Raw genomic sequence first — 15,409 nt, forward strand, 5'->3', positions numbered from 1 at the left:
ATCTTTGAGAAGTTTTAGATTTTTCTTACCGTCGGTCTGTGTTTAACCTGCCCATGATTGCTCAATCGCCCATTATTCTTACCCTGGAAAACGTTAGTAAAACCTATGCCCCCGGAACGCTTCCGGCGGTTAATCAAGTGAGTCTTCAGCTACAAGAAGGGGATTTACTCGGTTTACTCGGCCCCTCGGGCTGTGGGAAAACTACCCTCCTCCGTCTCATTGCGGGGTTTGAAGAACCGGATCAGGGCTGGGTGGAGATTGGGGGAACAGTGGTGGCCGGACAAGGGGAATGGCTGCCCCCGGAAAAGCGGGGGGTGGGGATGGTGTTTCAAGACTATGCTCTGTTTCCCCATCTCACCGTGGCGGATAACATTGCCTTTGGGCTGCGACAGGGCAAGCAAATGAGCCGTAGCGTGGGCCGGCGTGTCGGGGAAGTCCTCCATTTAGTGGGTTTGGAGGGATTAGCCCAACGCTACCCCTATCAACTGTCTGGGGGGCAACAACAGCGCGTTGCTTTGGCTCGGGCGTTGGCTCCTCGTCCGGCGTTGGTGTTGCTAGATGAACCGTTGAGCAACTTAGATGTTCAAGTGCGGTTGCGCTTGCGGCAAGAGTTGCGGATGATTCTCAAGGCGGCTCATACGGCTGCCGTGTTTGTGACCCATGACCAAGAGGAGGCCCTATCGATCTCGGATTGGGTGGGGGTGATGCAGCAAGGCCATTTAGAACAGTTAGGTACGCCAGAGGGGGTGTATTTAGAACCGTCTTCCCGTTTTGTGGCGGAATTTGTCACCCAAGCAAACTTTCTACCCGCTCAACGGGGACCCGGGGGGTGGGAAACGGAGTTAGGGGTGTTTGAGTTGCCTGAGACTCGGGAGGAGTCGGGGGAAATTATGGTGCGTCAGGAGGATCTGATTTTGCAGCCCGATGAGGGGGGAAATGGGGTGATTTGCGATCGCCAATTTTTAGGCCGCGAACATTGTTACAGCCTCAAAACCACCACAGGCCAGCAATTAATGGCACGGGCTACCCAGCAAAAACCCTTAGACATTGGGACAAAAGTGCAAATCTCCGTCATCCCCCAGAGTCTGCGGTTATTCCCCCAGGATCTCCCCAATCGTGCCGCGTCCTAGCGTTTGGAGTCTAGCGTTTCTGATGAACGAGGACTGAACAAGGGGCATGGTGAATGACATAATTGCTCACACTGCCGAGGAAAAACTCCGTCAGCGTAGAATGACCTTGACGACCGATCACAATCAGATCCGCTTGCCAAGTTTGAGCTACCGTCCGAATCCAAAACCCCGCATCCCCCTGTTTAATCTCCCATTCTGTGGGAATCTCTCGGTCTATTGCTTCTTGGGCATAGTCTGAGAGCCATTTTTCGTCCCGTTGCGTATCCCGCACAATTTGATTTTGTAAAGCCTTCGTGCGGTGTAAAAACTCCTCACTGTAGGCCTCGCGGAAATAATCAATCCGGTCTTCTAAGGGCTGACAATGGAGCAACATCACCCGCGCATTTTCCTGTTTGGCGACCTGTAGCCCTAGATCCAAGATTTTGTCAGTATATTTGGACTGGTCGAGGGGGATCAAAATGCGTTGGTGGGTGACTTGTTCGGTATTTTCCGGCAGGCCTTGCACCACGAACACGGAACACTGGCTATGATGCACCACATAATTACTCACACTGCCCATAAACATTTCGAGGAGGCCATTGATTCCCCGACGGCCTAAAACAATCAGGTCAGCCTGCCAAGTTTTAGCATATTCTTGAATCTTGCGACCGGGATCTCCCACGCGCCAATCCCAATCCGCTTGGACTCCTGCTTGTGTAGCGCGATCGCAATAGGCCGAGAGCCATTCCCGCACCTGCTCCCCTTCCGCCTCCAGTTTTTCCTGCATGGTGCGCGCAAAATAGCTCAAATTCTGACCATAGATGTCACTATAAGACCCCGCATTCAGGTCTGTATCGAAGGGTAAAGCATGGAAAATCAATAATTTAGCTTGATGGTATTGAGCCATGCGAATAGCCTGTTCTACCACAAATTCCGCTTGTGTGGAGCAGTCCACCCCAACTAATACCCGTTGATACTTAATGGATTCTAGTGTTTCTGTCATAATGCGTTCTCCCTCCCCATTGGATGGCGACCCTACCTCTATCATCCCACTGGATGCGCTACAAGGGAGATTTCCCAAAATTATTAAGAATAGTTCTCTCTTAATCTTTTAAATTTGTTGAGAATCTAAATCACTAAAGTTTAGCAAAATTCCCCCGTTGCCCCCCCGCTCTACAGATTCACCCAGACCACCTATCCCTCCCTCATACCCCGACAATTCCCCCGTTCCAACATCAAGGCAAGGCTTTTGACCCCCTTTGCCTGAACTTCACAAAACTTAACACTATTTTATTGAGAATTATTCTAAACTAATTTCCGAAAGCTTGTTGAAAGTAATCGTCAATAAGTAACCAGCAAAATCCTCTGTAATTGACCCAATATGCAAACTTACGAAAATCCCAAAGTCCAGTACGACTGGTGGGCGGGGAACGCTCGCTTTGCCAATCTTTCCGGTTTATTTATTGCCGCTCATGTTGCCCAGGCGGCTCTGATTACCTTTTGGGCAGGTTCCTTCACCCTCTACGAAATCTCATGGTTTGACCCCCTGCGTCCCATGGGAGAACAGGGGCTGATTCTACTGCCTCATCTCGCTACCTTGGGTTTCGGTGTCGGTCAAGGGGGCGAAGTGGTGGACACTTACCCCTACTTTGTGGTGGGAGTGGTTCACCTGATTGCCTCAGCCGTCCTCGGTGCGGGAGCCCTTTTCCATACCTTTAAAGCCCCAGAAGACCTCAAAACCGCATCCGGTCGGGCGAAAAAGTTCCATTTCCAATGGGATGATTCCAAACAGTTGGGCTTGATTTTAGGCCATCATCTGCTCTTTCTCGGCATGGGAGCGCTTTTACTGGTGGGGAAAGCCATGTACTGGGGTGGATTGTATGACGCGGCCAGCCAAACCGTGCGCGTGGTGACGGAACCGACCCTTAATCCTGCCATTATCTACGGCTATCAGACCCATTTTGCCACCTTGGACAATTTAGAGGACTTGGTTGGCGGTCATATTTATGTAGGAATAATGCTCATTTTAGGCGGTGTTTGGCACATCTTAGTTCCCCCCCTTCCTTGGGCGAAAAAAGTGCTGATTTTTTCTGGGGAGGCGATTCTTTCCTACTCTTTGGGTGGAATTGCTCTAGCTGGATTTGTGGCGGCCTATTTCTGCGCGGTGAATCCTTTAGCCTATCCCGTTGAATTTTATGGCGCGCCTCTAGAAATTAAACTGGGCATTGCTCCTTATTTTGCGGATACGGCTTCTTTACCCTTTGGGACTCATACGGCTCGTTGTTGGTTAGCCAATGCCCATTTCTTCCTAGCGTTTTTCTTCTTACAAGGGCATTTATGGCACGCACTCCGCGCTCTAGGGTTCGATTTTCGGCGCATTGAACGGGCATTTAATTCCTTAGAATCCTAAGCCTATTGGCAGCAGGGGAGGTGTTTTCTCCCTCATTCAAAAAATCACTTTCTCCCGGCTTTAAATTATGGATTGTCCTTGTTGTTCTAACAAACTTTTACGACACATCAATCACCATGGTTTGTATTGGTATTGTCCCAGTTGTCGTCAAGTTTTACCACTTTTGGAAGCACGAGAAACTTCTGAGCATGAGTCCTGTTCTAGTTCAGGGGTGCATCAATCCAGAGTGTCAGGATGGCTGGCTTAAAGAACAGGTTTTTAGTTGACTAATTTTCATGGAGTGAAAAATCATGGCAAAAATTGGCTTATTTTACGGCACACAAACGGGAAACACCGAAACGATTGCTGAGTTAATTCAGCAAGAATTTGGCGGAGAAACTATAGTTAAAATTCAGGATATTTCTGAAACAGACGCGGGAGATTTTGAGCAATATGATTGTTTAATCATAGGCTGTCCAACTTGGAATGTGGGGGAATTACAAAGTGATTGGGAAGGCTTTTATGATGAGTTGGACGAGATTAATTTTTCTGGGAAGAAGGTCGCTTATTTTGGAGCGGGTGATCAGATTGGTTATGCTGATAATTTTCAAGATGCAATGGGTATTTTAGAGGAAAAGATTAGCCAAAATGGAGGAAAGACGGTGGGATATTGGCCGAAGGATGGCTATGATTTTAATGAGTCAAAAGCGGTGAAGAATAATCGTTTTGTGGGGTTGGCACTGGATGAAGATAACCAAAGTGATTTAACGGCAAGTCGGGTTAAATCGTGGGTCGCACAGGTTAAACAAGAATTTGGGGTATAGTCTGGTGAAACTTGTAGAACATTCTCGCAGTAAAACGCCCGATGTGGTTTGGTTGAATGGGAGTCCAGCGTTGCAAAAATTGGATAGACCCTTATTGAAATATCTGGTTCGATATTGTACCGTGGCTCACTGGGAATATTGTCCGAATTTAGATCAGCCTCTAGGTTTGGAGGATGTGGTGATTCTGCTGCATCATTATTTAAAAACTTTGCCGTATCCTGTCCATTTGGTGGGTCATGGAATTAGTGGCTTGTTAGGCTTACTCTATGGGGAGTGCTATCCTGAAAAAGTGCGATCGCTGACGTTGTTATCCGTTGGGGTTGATGGGGGGATGGATTGGCAAGCTTACTATTACCGCAGAATGTCCCAATTCCCCTGTTTAAGACAACCTCTGTTGTTGCAAATGGTGAATCATCTCTTTGGGTATCAATCCGGTTTTATGAGTCACCAATTAGTGAGACTGTTGGAGGAGGATCTACAAACCTCTATCTCTCCTCATACTTTGGCGAAACAGTTCCAATTTCACCCCCGGATGGTAGATGTTCCTCTGTTGGTTTGTGGCAGTGAGGATGATGAGGTGGTGGATAACGAGAGGTTTCAGGAATGGCGCTGTTGGCTGAAAAAATGCGATCGCCTTTGGCAATATCCCCAAGGACGCTATTTTTTCCACTACTTCTATCCCCAAGAGGTGGGACAACAAATCCTTAACTTTTGGCGGGCTAAAGTCTATCGGGATCAATTGGCACAGGAAAGCGCTTTACCTTGACTGCGATCGCGATTCGGCTTTGTTGTCAAAAGTCTTAGTCCTTGCTCATTTTTCGGCTTCAGAAGGCTACCCAGTAATCAAAAATCTGGGTTAGCTTTCTACAGGAAAACTATACTGTTGCCAACAAAATAGCTTCAACATTTTGGGGTAACTCAACGGGATAAAAGCGTTGTGTTGAAAAAGCATAGTCTTCTCCACTTTCGTCAATAATACGGATGAGTCCATTCCCTTGGGCTTGCTCATCGTCGATGATCTGGTATAACTTTCCTACCTCTAATGATGCTTCATATCCTTGATTATTGAGGCAGATTGCAAAATGGATTGATGGCTTGTGCTTCATGGCTAATCCAGAAATGGCAACTTTAACTTGAACTCTTTTTTTCCAATACCATGAGCCTCATACCAGTGTATTTCAGCTAGTCTTATCATATTGTTTGGGAGGCGCACTTGTGCAACCCCTTTTAACTTCCTCCATTTACCTTTTCCATAATATTTTTGTAGACGTGAACGATCCCGAATACCGTTTCCCACAGCAATGATTTCAATGTCTGATATCTCGCTGATAATTTCAAAATCCACTTTTTCAGAGAAATTCCCGAGTTTTAGGCAACACTGTCGGCATAGAACTCATCTGTGGCGACAAGTTCTAACGTCCATTAGGATCAATTGGCACAGGAAAGTGCTTTACCTTGACTGCGATCGCCAATAAACCCCACCACAATCCTACATTGCTGTCGGGCAAGGGCAAAATTCCACTCATACCGTATTAACTCTTGCCGACGGTTCGGTTGTCCCAACTGTTGAACAATCTGTTCATACTGCATCCCCGTTTCTATGCGCTCAAAAGTAGAGGGAGGTTCTCGCGGGGTGCAGTTTTCCCCATTCTCCCGACAGTTCACGCCTCCCAAAGCAATAATACTCACCCGGGTTAAGGCTTGATTATTAAATTCTCCCCTTAAAGTCCTCCCATCCGAGCTTTCCCAATCGTAAACATAACCCCGTTCTAATTCGTTACCCGGCCGCCCTAACAGGACAGAAACCTGTTGATAGGTCATATTTGAGGAAATTTGGTCGTAACGGGTCTTAATCGCGCTATATAGCTCCTCTGCGCGCTCTCCAGAAAGGGGGGTGGAGGCGGGGGGCTGGCAGTTCTCTTGCCAGTTGGGGACTTTGACCCCGCGCTCTCGTAAGCTGGCTAAATTTTGGCGATAGGTGCGGAGACGATCGGCCTGATTGGGGGAACGCTGCATCATTCGATCTACAATGGCGATCGCTTCTGTCCAATTTTGTTGACAAACAGCTTGACGTAATTGGCCATTCAAGTCTTGTGCATAACTCGGCAGACTACCCAGTAAAAGTAAGGCTGTTACTCCCGTCAAAATCCATCGTTCTTTCATGAAGTTGTACCAGCACAATACTTTCCATCTTAAGCGATGGATTTTAGCATTGGACTGGGCGCTTTGTCGGAAAAGCTAATTCGGAAAAGTTAATGCTGCTCCCTATTCCCCTGAATATCACGTGATTAAGGTGTCTTTAGAACGATCTTCTCCCAAAGGCGGTAAGGGACGTTTAGAGGAAGAGGACTTGGTATCATCCCCGTCTTGTTGTTCAATGCGAATCTGAATCTGGGGCCCTGAACTGGCTAAACGAATGACCATCCCATTCACAACCTCGGTGCGGGTGATGCGCTTGCCATCAATATAAGTTCCATTAGCGCCTAAGTTGACAATTTCCCAGTCTGTGGTGGCACCTGGGCGGATCTCAACATGATGACGGGATACAACTGCACTATATAAAACAACTTCATTATCGGTAGATCGCCCAATACGAATGACGGAATTGGGTTCAAAAGTCCAGCTTTGTACTGGAACCGCTTGGAGAGGATGCAGCAGAGTTAGAGTGATCACTGATGCTTGGTTGGGGTTTAATGGATTGACGTTTGCTGTTTTTGATTCCAGCACTCTAGTATGGATCAGAGTCAAGGTAAGACGGAATATCCGAGAAAAGATATCCTGTTTTGCTGTTAGACCAGCGTGACTCTAGACCGGGGGGGGTCATTTGAATGAGGGAGTGGGAATAGAACCAGGCGATCGCGCTCAGTTACTGGAACTTGGAATAATGGAATTTGGGATTGGGTGACTGGGTACTTTGTCATTTTAGGGCTTAACTCTTTCATCTGACAACTCACTGGGGGGAACTACTCCATCAGGCCAAAGGCAAAGATGAAGTTTCCTGATTCAAGGACAAGGGCAATCCTATTGATTATTTTCCCAGCCATCGGACTAAGATCCGGGTAATTGAGATCACGCTCAAAATAACCCTTACTCTAACCTGATATCCTAATGGATGCCTCGACTAAAATTCATCTGGGATTTGTAGATCACTCCCCGGCTAAAACAGCCGCAAGAAAACAGGGAGAGCCGCTTGTGGCTTGTTCTGGCTCTCCCTGTGCTGTGTGAAGCTGAATCTAGTTACTATTCGCGAACTCCCCCACGCCACTTACAGTCAGGGGAATTTCGGGCAATCTGATTAAAGAACTCCCGCGTTGGTTAGGCCTAAAATAACCCCTGCTCCTAAAATATGACCAAAACTTCCGGTGGCTAGGAGTTCAGTGACCCCAAAACCTTCCCATAGTGCGGGTTTAGAAATGGGGAGGTCAGGGCCTTGGCCGGGGTTTTTGATGGCAAAACGACCGAGGGCGATCGCCACTAAATTACAGACAATCATCACAATCCCAATAGATAAATTCCATTCGGAGGTGCTGGCGGTGGTGGCTAATAGGGTTGTCGTCATCATGGGGGGTTTACTCCTCGTTTTTGCTAAAATGCTTAAAAAATTCCCCCAAATTATAAAAATTTCCACTCTCTTCCTTAGATGTTTGTTGAAATACTTCACACTTTAATTCATAAATCAAGATAAATCTTTATAATTAGTTACTATCTGTAATAATGCGTATCAAAATTTGTGGAATTACCCAACCGGAACAGGGACAGGCGATCGCCGCACTGGGAATCACCACCTTGGGTTTCATTTGTGTTGAGCGTTCCCCCCGTTTTATTGCCCCTCCCCACCTCAAAGACCTACTCGCCACTTTACCCCGTGATCTACATAAAATTGGAGTATTTGTCAACGCAACTTTAGCGGAAATTCAGGAAATCGTGACCCTGACAGACCTAACGGGGGTCCAACTGCATGGGGATGAGTCCCCCAGTTTTTGTCAGGTCTTGGGGCAGGAGATGCCCGGTGTAGAATTGTGGAAAGCCCTGCGCCTCAAAACCTCTGAATCTCTCAAGGTGGTGCAGGACTACACCCCCTTTGTGGATGCCATCCTATTAGATGCCTACCACCCCCAACAGTATGGGGGAACCGGACAGGTTTTGAACTGGGCTGACTTAGCGGATTTTGCGCCTCCGGTGCCTTGGTTTTTAGCCGGGGGACTCACACCGGGGAATATTGGGGAAGCCTTGAAACAAGTCCAGCCTAGTGGGATCGACCTTTCCAGTGGTGTGGAGCGATCGCCCGGCGATAAAGATTTACAGAAAGTTGCTCAATTATTACAGGTGATGAAAAACCTTTAAGGAAATAGCAATCAAAGATTGATTTTCTCTGACCAGAAGACTCCCGACTTGTGAAGGGGTGAATAGCGGGATCATGCTACAGTTGGGAAACCACAAGCCCACACCATACCCTATGGGTTTAGTGTGGGTAGTGCAATCTAAATCGATCAGTAATGTCATGTTACGATTCCTTCAACAAAAGATTCAAGCTTGGTTTACCCAACCTCCCAGCACGGAATCTGAAGATGAATTGCTCGATATTCCCAAACACCTGAACACGGCACTGGTGAAACGACTGGAGGATTCCCCTACTCCCCCACTTTATCAACAGAACATTCAGGATGCGATCGCAACAGCCGTTGAAACTTGGCAAAACAACATCGAAGCACCCAACCACCTCGTCTTTTTAGCCAGTGCCGTTGAACCCACCGCCAAAATCATCAACGAGAGTGTTCAACAATGGGAATCTCCCTCCCTAGAAGTAATTACACCCTTGAAGGATTTACAACGCCCCCTCAACCCCCGATACATTAAAAAGCAAATTTGTCAAGCTCTTGCTGACCATTCACCCATCAAAACCAGCGATTTTGAGACAATAATTCAAACCTTGCCAGAAGACGCGAAACAAAAGCGGAAAACTTTAATTATTATTCCTGCACTCGAACAGTGTTTTTTGCGGTGTATTGGAGGCTGGGAAAGTATTGAATATTTAAGGGAAGTGATTGTCCAGAATCGAGATTGTTTTTGGGTGATTGGATGCAGTGCCTGGGCTTGGAATTTTTTGGATTTTGTTTGTCAAATCAGTGCCTACTTTGACCCCATTCATAACTTGCCAGAACTTGCTGGAGAGAACCTAGAAAAATGGTTAACATCTAGGGCAGAAAACCTCGTAAACTTAGATCAGCCTGAATCATCCAATAATGATCCTCGTCCAGCTTATTGGGAATTCATTGCCAATCAATCTTGTGGGGTAAGTTCTATTGCTCAATATCTTTGGTTACAGAGTTTACGTCTCAAACAAGCTGAAGTGGAAAATCTGGATTTAGATGCAATAAATTTTAGTCCTTCCCCCAAAACAGACCAGCGTTTAAATGTTTATTCAGTTAAACCTTCTTTACCTAGTTTACCCACACTGACCAACTTTGATCGCTATATTCTTCATGCTATCTTGATTCATGGCATTATTCACCGCCATCATTTATCCCATACATTAGGAGAATCAGAAAGTCAAATTCAGACCCGAATTCAGTGGTTATTAAAACAAGAAATATTAATCATTAAAGGGGTTAACTTATCTGTTCATCCTTTATTTTATTTAGCCATTAAATCTGACTTAGAAAACAATAACTTTTTTATAGGATGAGATTTAAGATGATACTAGCTTTGGCTCAACAAATTTCCATCAAAGGGTTAATTATCCCCCATCAAAATTATGTGTTTGCTATCGACGATCCTCAAGATTTTTCAGAACAAGTTTTGACGGATATTACGCCCCTCAAAATTTTATATGGTATTATCGCGCTCTTGATAGCCTATATGAGTATTTATGTAGTGCAGTGGTTTTGCAATTGGCTTTCTGAAAAAGTTCCCCGTCGCTTTAGATTAATCATTAAACAATCTATTCCCTTCTGGAAAGGATTAATTTTGTTGATCACTGTTTCCTATATTTTGAGTTCATTTATTCAACTTTCTGAATCAAATTTAATTGCAGTTACGGGTACAATTGCCGTTGCTTTAGGGTTTGCATTTAAAGATTATGTAAGCTCAATTATCGCCGGAGTAATTTCATTATTTGAAGCCCCTTATCGGGTAGGAGATCGGGTGAATATTGAGGGATATTATGGAGAAGTGGTAGGTTATGGGTTACGGGGAATTCAAATTCAAACCCCAGACGATGATCTCATTACAATTCCCCATAACAAAACCTGGACAGAACCTATTTCTAATTCCAACAGTGGTGAACTTGAAGCACAAGTAGCAACAGATTTTTACTTTGACCATCATGTGGATGTGGAAAAGGTGATGCAGATTTTATATCAAGCGGCTTATAGTAGTAAGTATACTCAGCTTAAACTGCCTATTGTTGTGGTAATTACGGAGCATTTTTGGGGAACTCAGTTTAAGTTACGTTCTTATCCCATTGATGCGCGGGATGAGTTTGTCTATAAAACTGATTTAATCCGACGGGCTAAAGCGGCGTTTGCCTATGAAAAAATATCCTATCCCCAAAGAATTCCTCTGGGAAAAACCGAAAATTTACCCGATTTGTAGTCGGTTTAGCTAATAATCAATTATTGATTCCCGATCATTGAGAATGAACTGAAATGTCAACCCGTACCTAAAAAAGCCGTCCTCCGCTATTAATCTAGGACAGTCTTGAAATGACCTATAATGCCTATGAGGTATTGAAACTTCAAATCCCGTGACTCTTGCCAATGACCCAATGACGACGGAAAAAACGGACAAGGGAAGACTCATCTAAAGCCAGAAAAATGGGACGACCATGAGGACAAGTGCGAGGATGGCGAGTGACTTTCCACTGGTCAATGAGCGCCTGCATCTCCGAAAGACTTAAAGGGGTGCCGTTACGGATAGCACTGCGGCAAGCGGTGGCTACTTGGGCCGTTTCCAAATCTCCCCCCCAACTCAACTCTAACAACGCCTCCCGACAGTCCGCCCGAGGCAATAAGGGAGCCGGGACAGTCCGCACAGCCCACATTTGTTCCCCAAAAGCCTCCACCTCCAAACCAATGCGCTCTAACTGTTCCACTTGCTTGGCTTGGAGATTGTTTAAAATGACGGGACTTTCAGCACTCATCAACTCCCAAGCATCTTGTAACTGCTCATATAAAACCCGCTCATGGGCGATATGTTGTTCAATCAACCACACCCCATGAGGATGTTCCGCCACAATATAGGTCTGATTCACTTGTGCCACGGCTTTTAAGGGGATGAGATGCAGGGCGGAAGGGGAGGCCGTTGGGGGGGCAATTTCCCGGTTGAGATGGTAGGGGGTGGTGCTTTCTGCGACCTTCAAGAGTTGCCCCAGACGTTGGTTTTCTGCGGTTTGCCCTAATTCGGCGGGACTAATGCGCAAGGCCTGTTCTACCCCTTGGCTGACTTGTTGCCGCCAAAAGTCGAGATGATGGAGATAGATTTCTGTTTTGGCAGGATGACGGTTCCAGTCGATGTGCTGGGGATTGAGGGTGAGATGGAGAAAACAGAGGGGATAGCGATCGCGGGGTAAAGTACGACTGAAAGCTGTAATCAGGGTTTGTTCCAGTTGAGGCGATCGCACAAAACGACCATTCACGGCCACTTTCACCCAATCAGGACGCTGACGGTGACAACGATCAGGCAAACCCATCATCAGGTCAATTTGCGCCTTATCCGAGTCCTCTGGAGAGTCTACCGTTAAACTGAGAAATTGCAGATCACTGGGTTGAATCCGTCGCAACAGTTGGGGCAAAATCTCCTGAGCATTAATCCCCGGACTAATTTTGAACCACAATTTCTCCCCCTGCCACACCTGCCAATGAATCCCCGGATGACAGAGTGCGATTTGTTGTAACAGGGTTTGCACCTCCGCCAGTTGTTGGGGAGGGGAAGGCAAGCCCCGACGACGAACCGGAACATTACCAAAGAGATTAGACACCGTAACCACGGTTCCCGGAGCAATGGCCACCACCTCCTCTTTCACCCCTTCCCCCTGCTGATTATAGGTAATCTGCCAGCCGACATCCTCCTCCTCCTGCACCCGACTTAAAATCACTAACTCCGACAGTTGAGCAATACTATGTAAAGCCTCCCCACGAAAGCCCAAACTGGTGATTTTCCATAAGTCCTCACAGGTGAAAATCTTGCTGGTACTGTGGGGGTGAGCGCACAGCCGCAAATTCTCCCGGGTCATCCCCTGTCCATTATCCGCCACTTGCACCCGCCATAAATCTGGATCCACTTTCACCACTAAACGAGTCGCCCCCGCATCAATGGCATTTTCTACTAATTCCCGCACTACCGCCGTTAGAGAGTCGATAACTTCTCCAGCCGCGATAATATCAATAACTTCAGGAGGTAGAGGTTGAATAGAAAAGTGCATAAATCAATTATTTGCCATTGGTCATCAATTCTTCAGGTTTATTAGTAGTTTTTTAGTAAAAATTTTCAAACAATAAACTGATTTTATTTTATCACTTATAAAGATTTTTTTCACAAAGTAAGTTGTCACTTTTAGGCTTTCTACTAATTCCCAATTTGCCCTAACTTCCCTGATGGGCGACGACGCAAACCCCAAAGATTTATGATGGATTGCCCTTGTTGCCGACTCACAATTAAGCCCAAAAACAGGAACTCACTATGGATCCTGAATCATTGACTAAAACCCAATAAACAATCTATAATGAAAAGTTGCTTTGACAGTACTTAGCAGCCTAATTCACCCTAGAGTTAGGCTGCTTGTCTTGCGCCTATACAAGCTATCTAGAGTGTGGCACACCCTCTTACATTGTAAATTATGACCGATTTGCTCCGCTTCCTCATGTGTTCTCCTCGCCACTATGACGTAGATTACGTCATTAACCCTTGGATGGAGGGGAATATTCATAAATCGTCCCGCGATCGCGCTAACGAACAATGGGATAAACTCTATCATCTGATTAAGGATCATGCCATTGTTGACCTCGTAGACCCCGTGCAAGGCTGGCCTGATATGGTGTTCACCGCCAATGCAGGCCTAGTGTTGGGGGATAAAGTGGTGTTGAGCCGTTTTCTGCACAAAGAACGGCAAGGGGAAGAACCCCATTTCAAACAGTGGTTTGAAGAGAATGGCTATAAAGTCTTTGAACTGCCCCCTGATTTGCCCTTTGAAGGGGCCGGAGATGCCTTATTAGACCGCGAAGGCCGTTGGTTATGGGCTGGGTATGGATTCCGCACCGAATTGGATTCTCACCCCCTCATCGCCCAATGGCTGGATATAGAAGTTTTATCCCTGCGTTTAATTGACAGTCGGTTCTATCATTTAGACACTTGCTTCTGTCCCTTGAGTGGGGGGTATTTACTGTACTATCCTCCCGCCTTTGATGCCTATTCCAATTTCCTGATTGAGCGCCGAGTGCCTGCGGATAAACGGATTGCGATCGCAGAACCTGACGCGGTGAACTTTGCCTGTAATGCGGTGAATATCCACCAGGTCGTTATTTTAAACAAAGCCAGTGAGGATTTAAAACAACGGCTGGGTCAGGCGGGATATACCGTCATGGAAACCCCCTTAACGGAATTCCTCAAAGCCGGGGGCGCGTCCAAATGTCTCACCCTACGCACCACGGAACCCGTGCGGGAAGAACTCCATGCCCGCGTTACGGTGGAAAGCCGCAATATCCACCTCGAAGGCCATCTACTCGATGCCGGAATTATGAACCGGGTATTAGATACGGTGGTGGAAAAAGGCGGGAGTTTCAAAGTCTTAAACTTTAACCTCGGGGCCGAACGCCAAAGCACCTCCCGGGCGGAAGTGCGCGTCACCGCCCCAGATCATGAGGTCATGGAAGAAATCATGACCCAGTTGATTGAATTGGGAGCCGTAGACCTACCAGCCGAAGAACGGAACGCGATTTTAGAAGATGTCACTCTTTCTGGTGTCGCTCCCGATGATTTCTATGTCACTACGATTTACCCCACAGAAGTCCGCATTGATAACCAGTGGGTGCGGGTACAGAATCAACGGATGGATGGTGCGATCGCCATTCGAGAAACCCCCAACGGTTTAACCGCCCGTTGTAAGATTCTGCGCGACTTAGAAATTGGCGAAAAAGTTGTAGTCGGGGTGCAAGGGATTCGCATTGTCCGGAAACCCGAAAGTCGAGATCAACGGGGTAGTAAAGAAGAATTTACCTTTATGGGCTCCGGGGTATCCAGTGAACGCCGGGTAGAACTATTGGTAGAACAAATCGCTTGGGAAATGCGCCATATTCGGGATCAAGGCGGTAAAGTCGTCGTCACAGCGGGCCCCGTGGTCATTCACACCGGGGGCAGTGAACACCTCGCCCGCTTGATTCGGGAAGGGTATGTGCAGGCCTTACTCGCGGGAAATGCGATCGCCGTCCATGACATGGAACAATCCCTCATGGGGACTTCCTTGGGAGTAGACATGAAAAAAGGCGTTCCCGTCCACGGAGGACACCGCCACCACCTGAAAGTCATTAACGCCATTCGTCGCTATGGCAACATCCCCAACGCCGTAGAACAAGGGTTCTTAACTCAGGGCATTATGTATGAATGCGTGAAAAATAACGTCCCCTTCTGTCTCGCCGGATCGATCCGCGATGATGGCCCCCTGCCCGACACCCACATGGACTTACTCAAAGCTCAAGCCGAGTATGCCCGGTTAATTGAAGGAGCAGATATGATCCTGATGCTCTCCACCATGCTCCATTCTATTGGGGTGGGGAATATGACTCCGGCAGGAGTGAAAATGGTCTGCGTTGATATTAACCCCGCCGTCGTGACCAAATTAAGCGATCGCGGTTCTGTGGAATCCGTCGGCATTGTCACTGATGTAGGCTTATTCCTCAGTCTGTTGGTCAAACAGTTAGATCAACTCACTAACCCCTATCCCCTGTCTCAAACCGTACAATAGATACCATTGAGCAAGCCCTAATGTGAAGTACTCCCACCCGGTCAAGCCGAGGTGGGAGATTTTGATTGGGACGAAAAAACAAGTTAAGAAATTGACAGAAATTAAGTGACTGTTAGTTAACGTTTGTCGA

The 15,409-nt window shown here is 46.8% G+C and carries 15 protein-coding genes; 8 read left to right on the top strand and 7 right to left on the bottom strand.

Features of this window, described 5'->3' with window-relative positions; translation table 11 throughout:
• Positions 1–53 precede the first annotated feature (53 nt).
• Positions 54–1,130, top strand: a complete 1,077-nt coding sequence (locus K4A83_RS00680; protein ID WP_265262447.1) for an ABC transporter ATP-binding protein — start codon at positions 54–56, stop codon at positions 1,128–1,130.
• A gap of 10 nt (positions 1,131–1,140) precedes the next feature.
• On the opposite strand, the gene K4A83_RS00685 is transcribed toward K4A83_RS00680, so the two are convergent.
• On the bottom strand, positions 1,141–2,112 hold the full coding sequence (locus K4A83_RS00685; protein WP_265262448.1) for a universal stress protein: 972 nt from the start codon (positions 2,110–2,112) through the stop codon (positions 1,141–1,143).
• A 378-nt stretch (positions 2,113–2,490) separates the two neighbouring features.
• On the opposite strand from K4A83_RS00685, the gene K4A83_RS00690 reads away from it, so the two are divergent.
• From K4A83_RS00690 to K4A83_RS00700, 3 genes are all read left to right on the top strand, one after another.
• Positions 2,491–3,519: a chlorophyll a/b binding light-harvesting protein gene (locus tag K4A83_RS00690; protein ID WP_265262449.1), complete on the top strand. Its 1,029-nt coding sequence runs from the start codon at positions 2,491–2,493 to the stop codon at positions 3,517–3,519.
• 290 nt (positions 3,520–3,809) lie between these two features.
• Complete coding sequence (fldA, locus tag K4A83_RS00695; protein WP_265262450.1) at positions 3,810–4,322, top strand: flavodoxin FldA; 513 nt, start codon at positions 3,810–3,812, stop codon at positions 4,320–4,322.
• Between the two features lie 4 nt (positions 4,323–4,326).
• On the top strand, positions 4,327–5,088 hold the full coding sequence (locus tag K4A83_RS00700) for an alpha/beta fold hydrolase (protein ID WP_265262451.1): 762 nt from the start codon (positions 4,327–4,329) through the stop codon (positions 5,086–5,088).
• A 109-nt stretch (positions 5,089–5,197) separates the two neighbouring features.
• On the opposite strand, the gene K4A83_RS00705 is transcribed toward K4A83_RS00700, so the two are convergent.
• From K4A83_RS00705 to psaK, 5 genes are all read right to left on the bottom strand, one after another.
• Complete coding sequence (locus tag K4A83_RS00705; protein WP_265262452.1) at positions 5,198–5,428, bottom strand: hypothetical protein; 231 nt, start codon at positions 5,426–5,428, stop codon at positions 5,198–5,200.
• A gap of 2 nt (positions 5,429–5,430) precedes the next feature.
• Positions 5,431–5,667, bottom strand: a complete 237-nt coding sequence (locus K4A83_RS00710) for a hypothetical protein (RefSeq protein ID WP_265262453.1) — start codon at positions 5,665–5,667, stop codon at positions 5,431–5,433.
• An 83-nt stretch (positions 5,668–5,750) separates the two neighbouring features.
• Positions 5,751–6,485, bottom strand: a complete 735-nt coding sequence (locus K4A83_RS00715) for a hypothetical protein (RefSeq protein WP_265262454.1) — start codon at positions 6,483–6,485, stop codon at positions 5,751–5,753.
• 117 nt (positions 6,486–6,602) lie between these two features.
• Complete coding sequence (locus tag K4A83_RS00720; RefSeq protein ID WP_265262455.1) at positions 6,603–6,995, bottom strand: FHA domain-containing protein; 393 nt, start codon at positions 6,993–6,995, stop codon at positions 6,603–6,605.
• A 622-nt stretch (positions 6,996–7,617) separates the two neighbouring features.
• Entirely contained in the window at positions 7,618–7,881 is a 264-nt protein-coding gene (psaK, locus tag K4A83_RS00725) for a photosystem I reaction center subunit PsaK (protein ID WP_407809769.1), read from the bottom strand.
• Positions 7,882–8,036: 155 nt separating this feature from the next.
• Between psaK and K4A83_RS00730 the strand changes: the two genes are divergently transcribed.
• From K4A83_RS00730 to K4A83_RS00740, 3 genes are all read left to right on the top strand, one after another.
• On the top strand, positions 8,037–8,666 hold the full coding sequence (locus K4A83_RS00730) for a phosphoribosylanthranilate isomerase (RefSeq protein ID WP_265262457.1): 630 nt from the start codon (positions 8,037–8,039) through the stop codon (positions 8,664–8,666).
• 157 nt (positions 8,667–8,823) lie between these two features.
• On the top strand, positions 8,824–10,008 hold the full coding sequence (locus K4A83_RS00735) for a hypothetical protein (RefSeq protein WP_265262458.1): 1,185 nt from the start codon (positions 8,824–8,826) through the stop codon (positions 10,006–10,008).
• A gap of 8 nt (positions 10,009–10,016) precedes the next feature.
• Positions 10,017–10,916: a mechanosensitive ion channel family protein gene (locus tag K4A83_RS00740; RefSeq protein ID WP_265262459.1), complete on the top strand. Its 900-nt coding sequence runs from the start codon at positions 10,017–10,019 to the stop codon at positions 10,914–10,916.
• 142 nt (positions 10,917–11,058) lie between these two features.
• Here K4A83_RS00740 and mutL read toward each other — a convergent pair whose 3' ends face one another.
• On the bottom strand, positions 11,059–12,744 hold the full coding sequence (mutL, locus tag K4A83_RS00745; RefSeq protein ID WP_265262460.1) for a DNA mismatch repair endonuclease MutL: 1,686 nt from the start codon (positions 12,742–12,744) through the stop codon (positions 11,059–11,061).
• Between the two features lie 414 nt (positions 12,745–13,158).
• On the opposite strand from mutL, the gene argZ reads away from it, so the two are divergent.
• On the top strand, positions 13,159–15,279 hold the full coding sequence (argZ, locus tag K4A83_RS00750) for a bifunctional arginine dihydrolase/ornithine cyclodeaminase (RefSeq protein ID WP_265262461.1): 2,121 nt from the start codon (positions 13,159–13,161) through the stop codon (positions 15,277–15,279).
• Positions 15,280–15,409 lie beyond the last annotated feature (130 nt).

Source organism: Spirulina subsalsa FACHB-351, from assembly GCF_026130165.1.
Lineage (GTDB): Bacteria > Cyanobacteriota > Cyanobacteriia > Cyanobacteriales > Spirulinaceae > Spirulina_A > Spirulina_A subsalsa_A.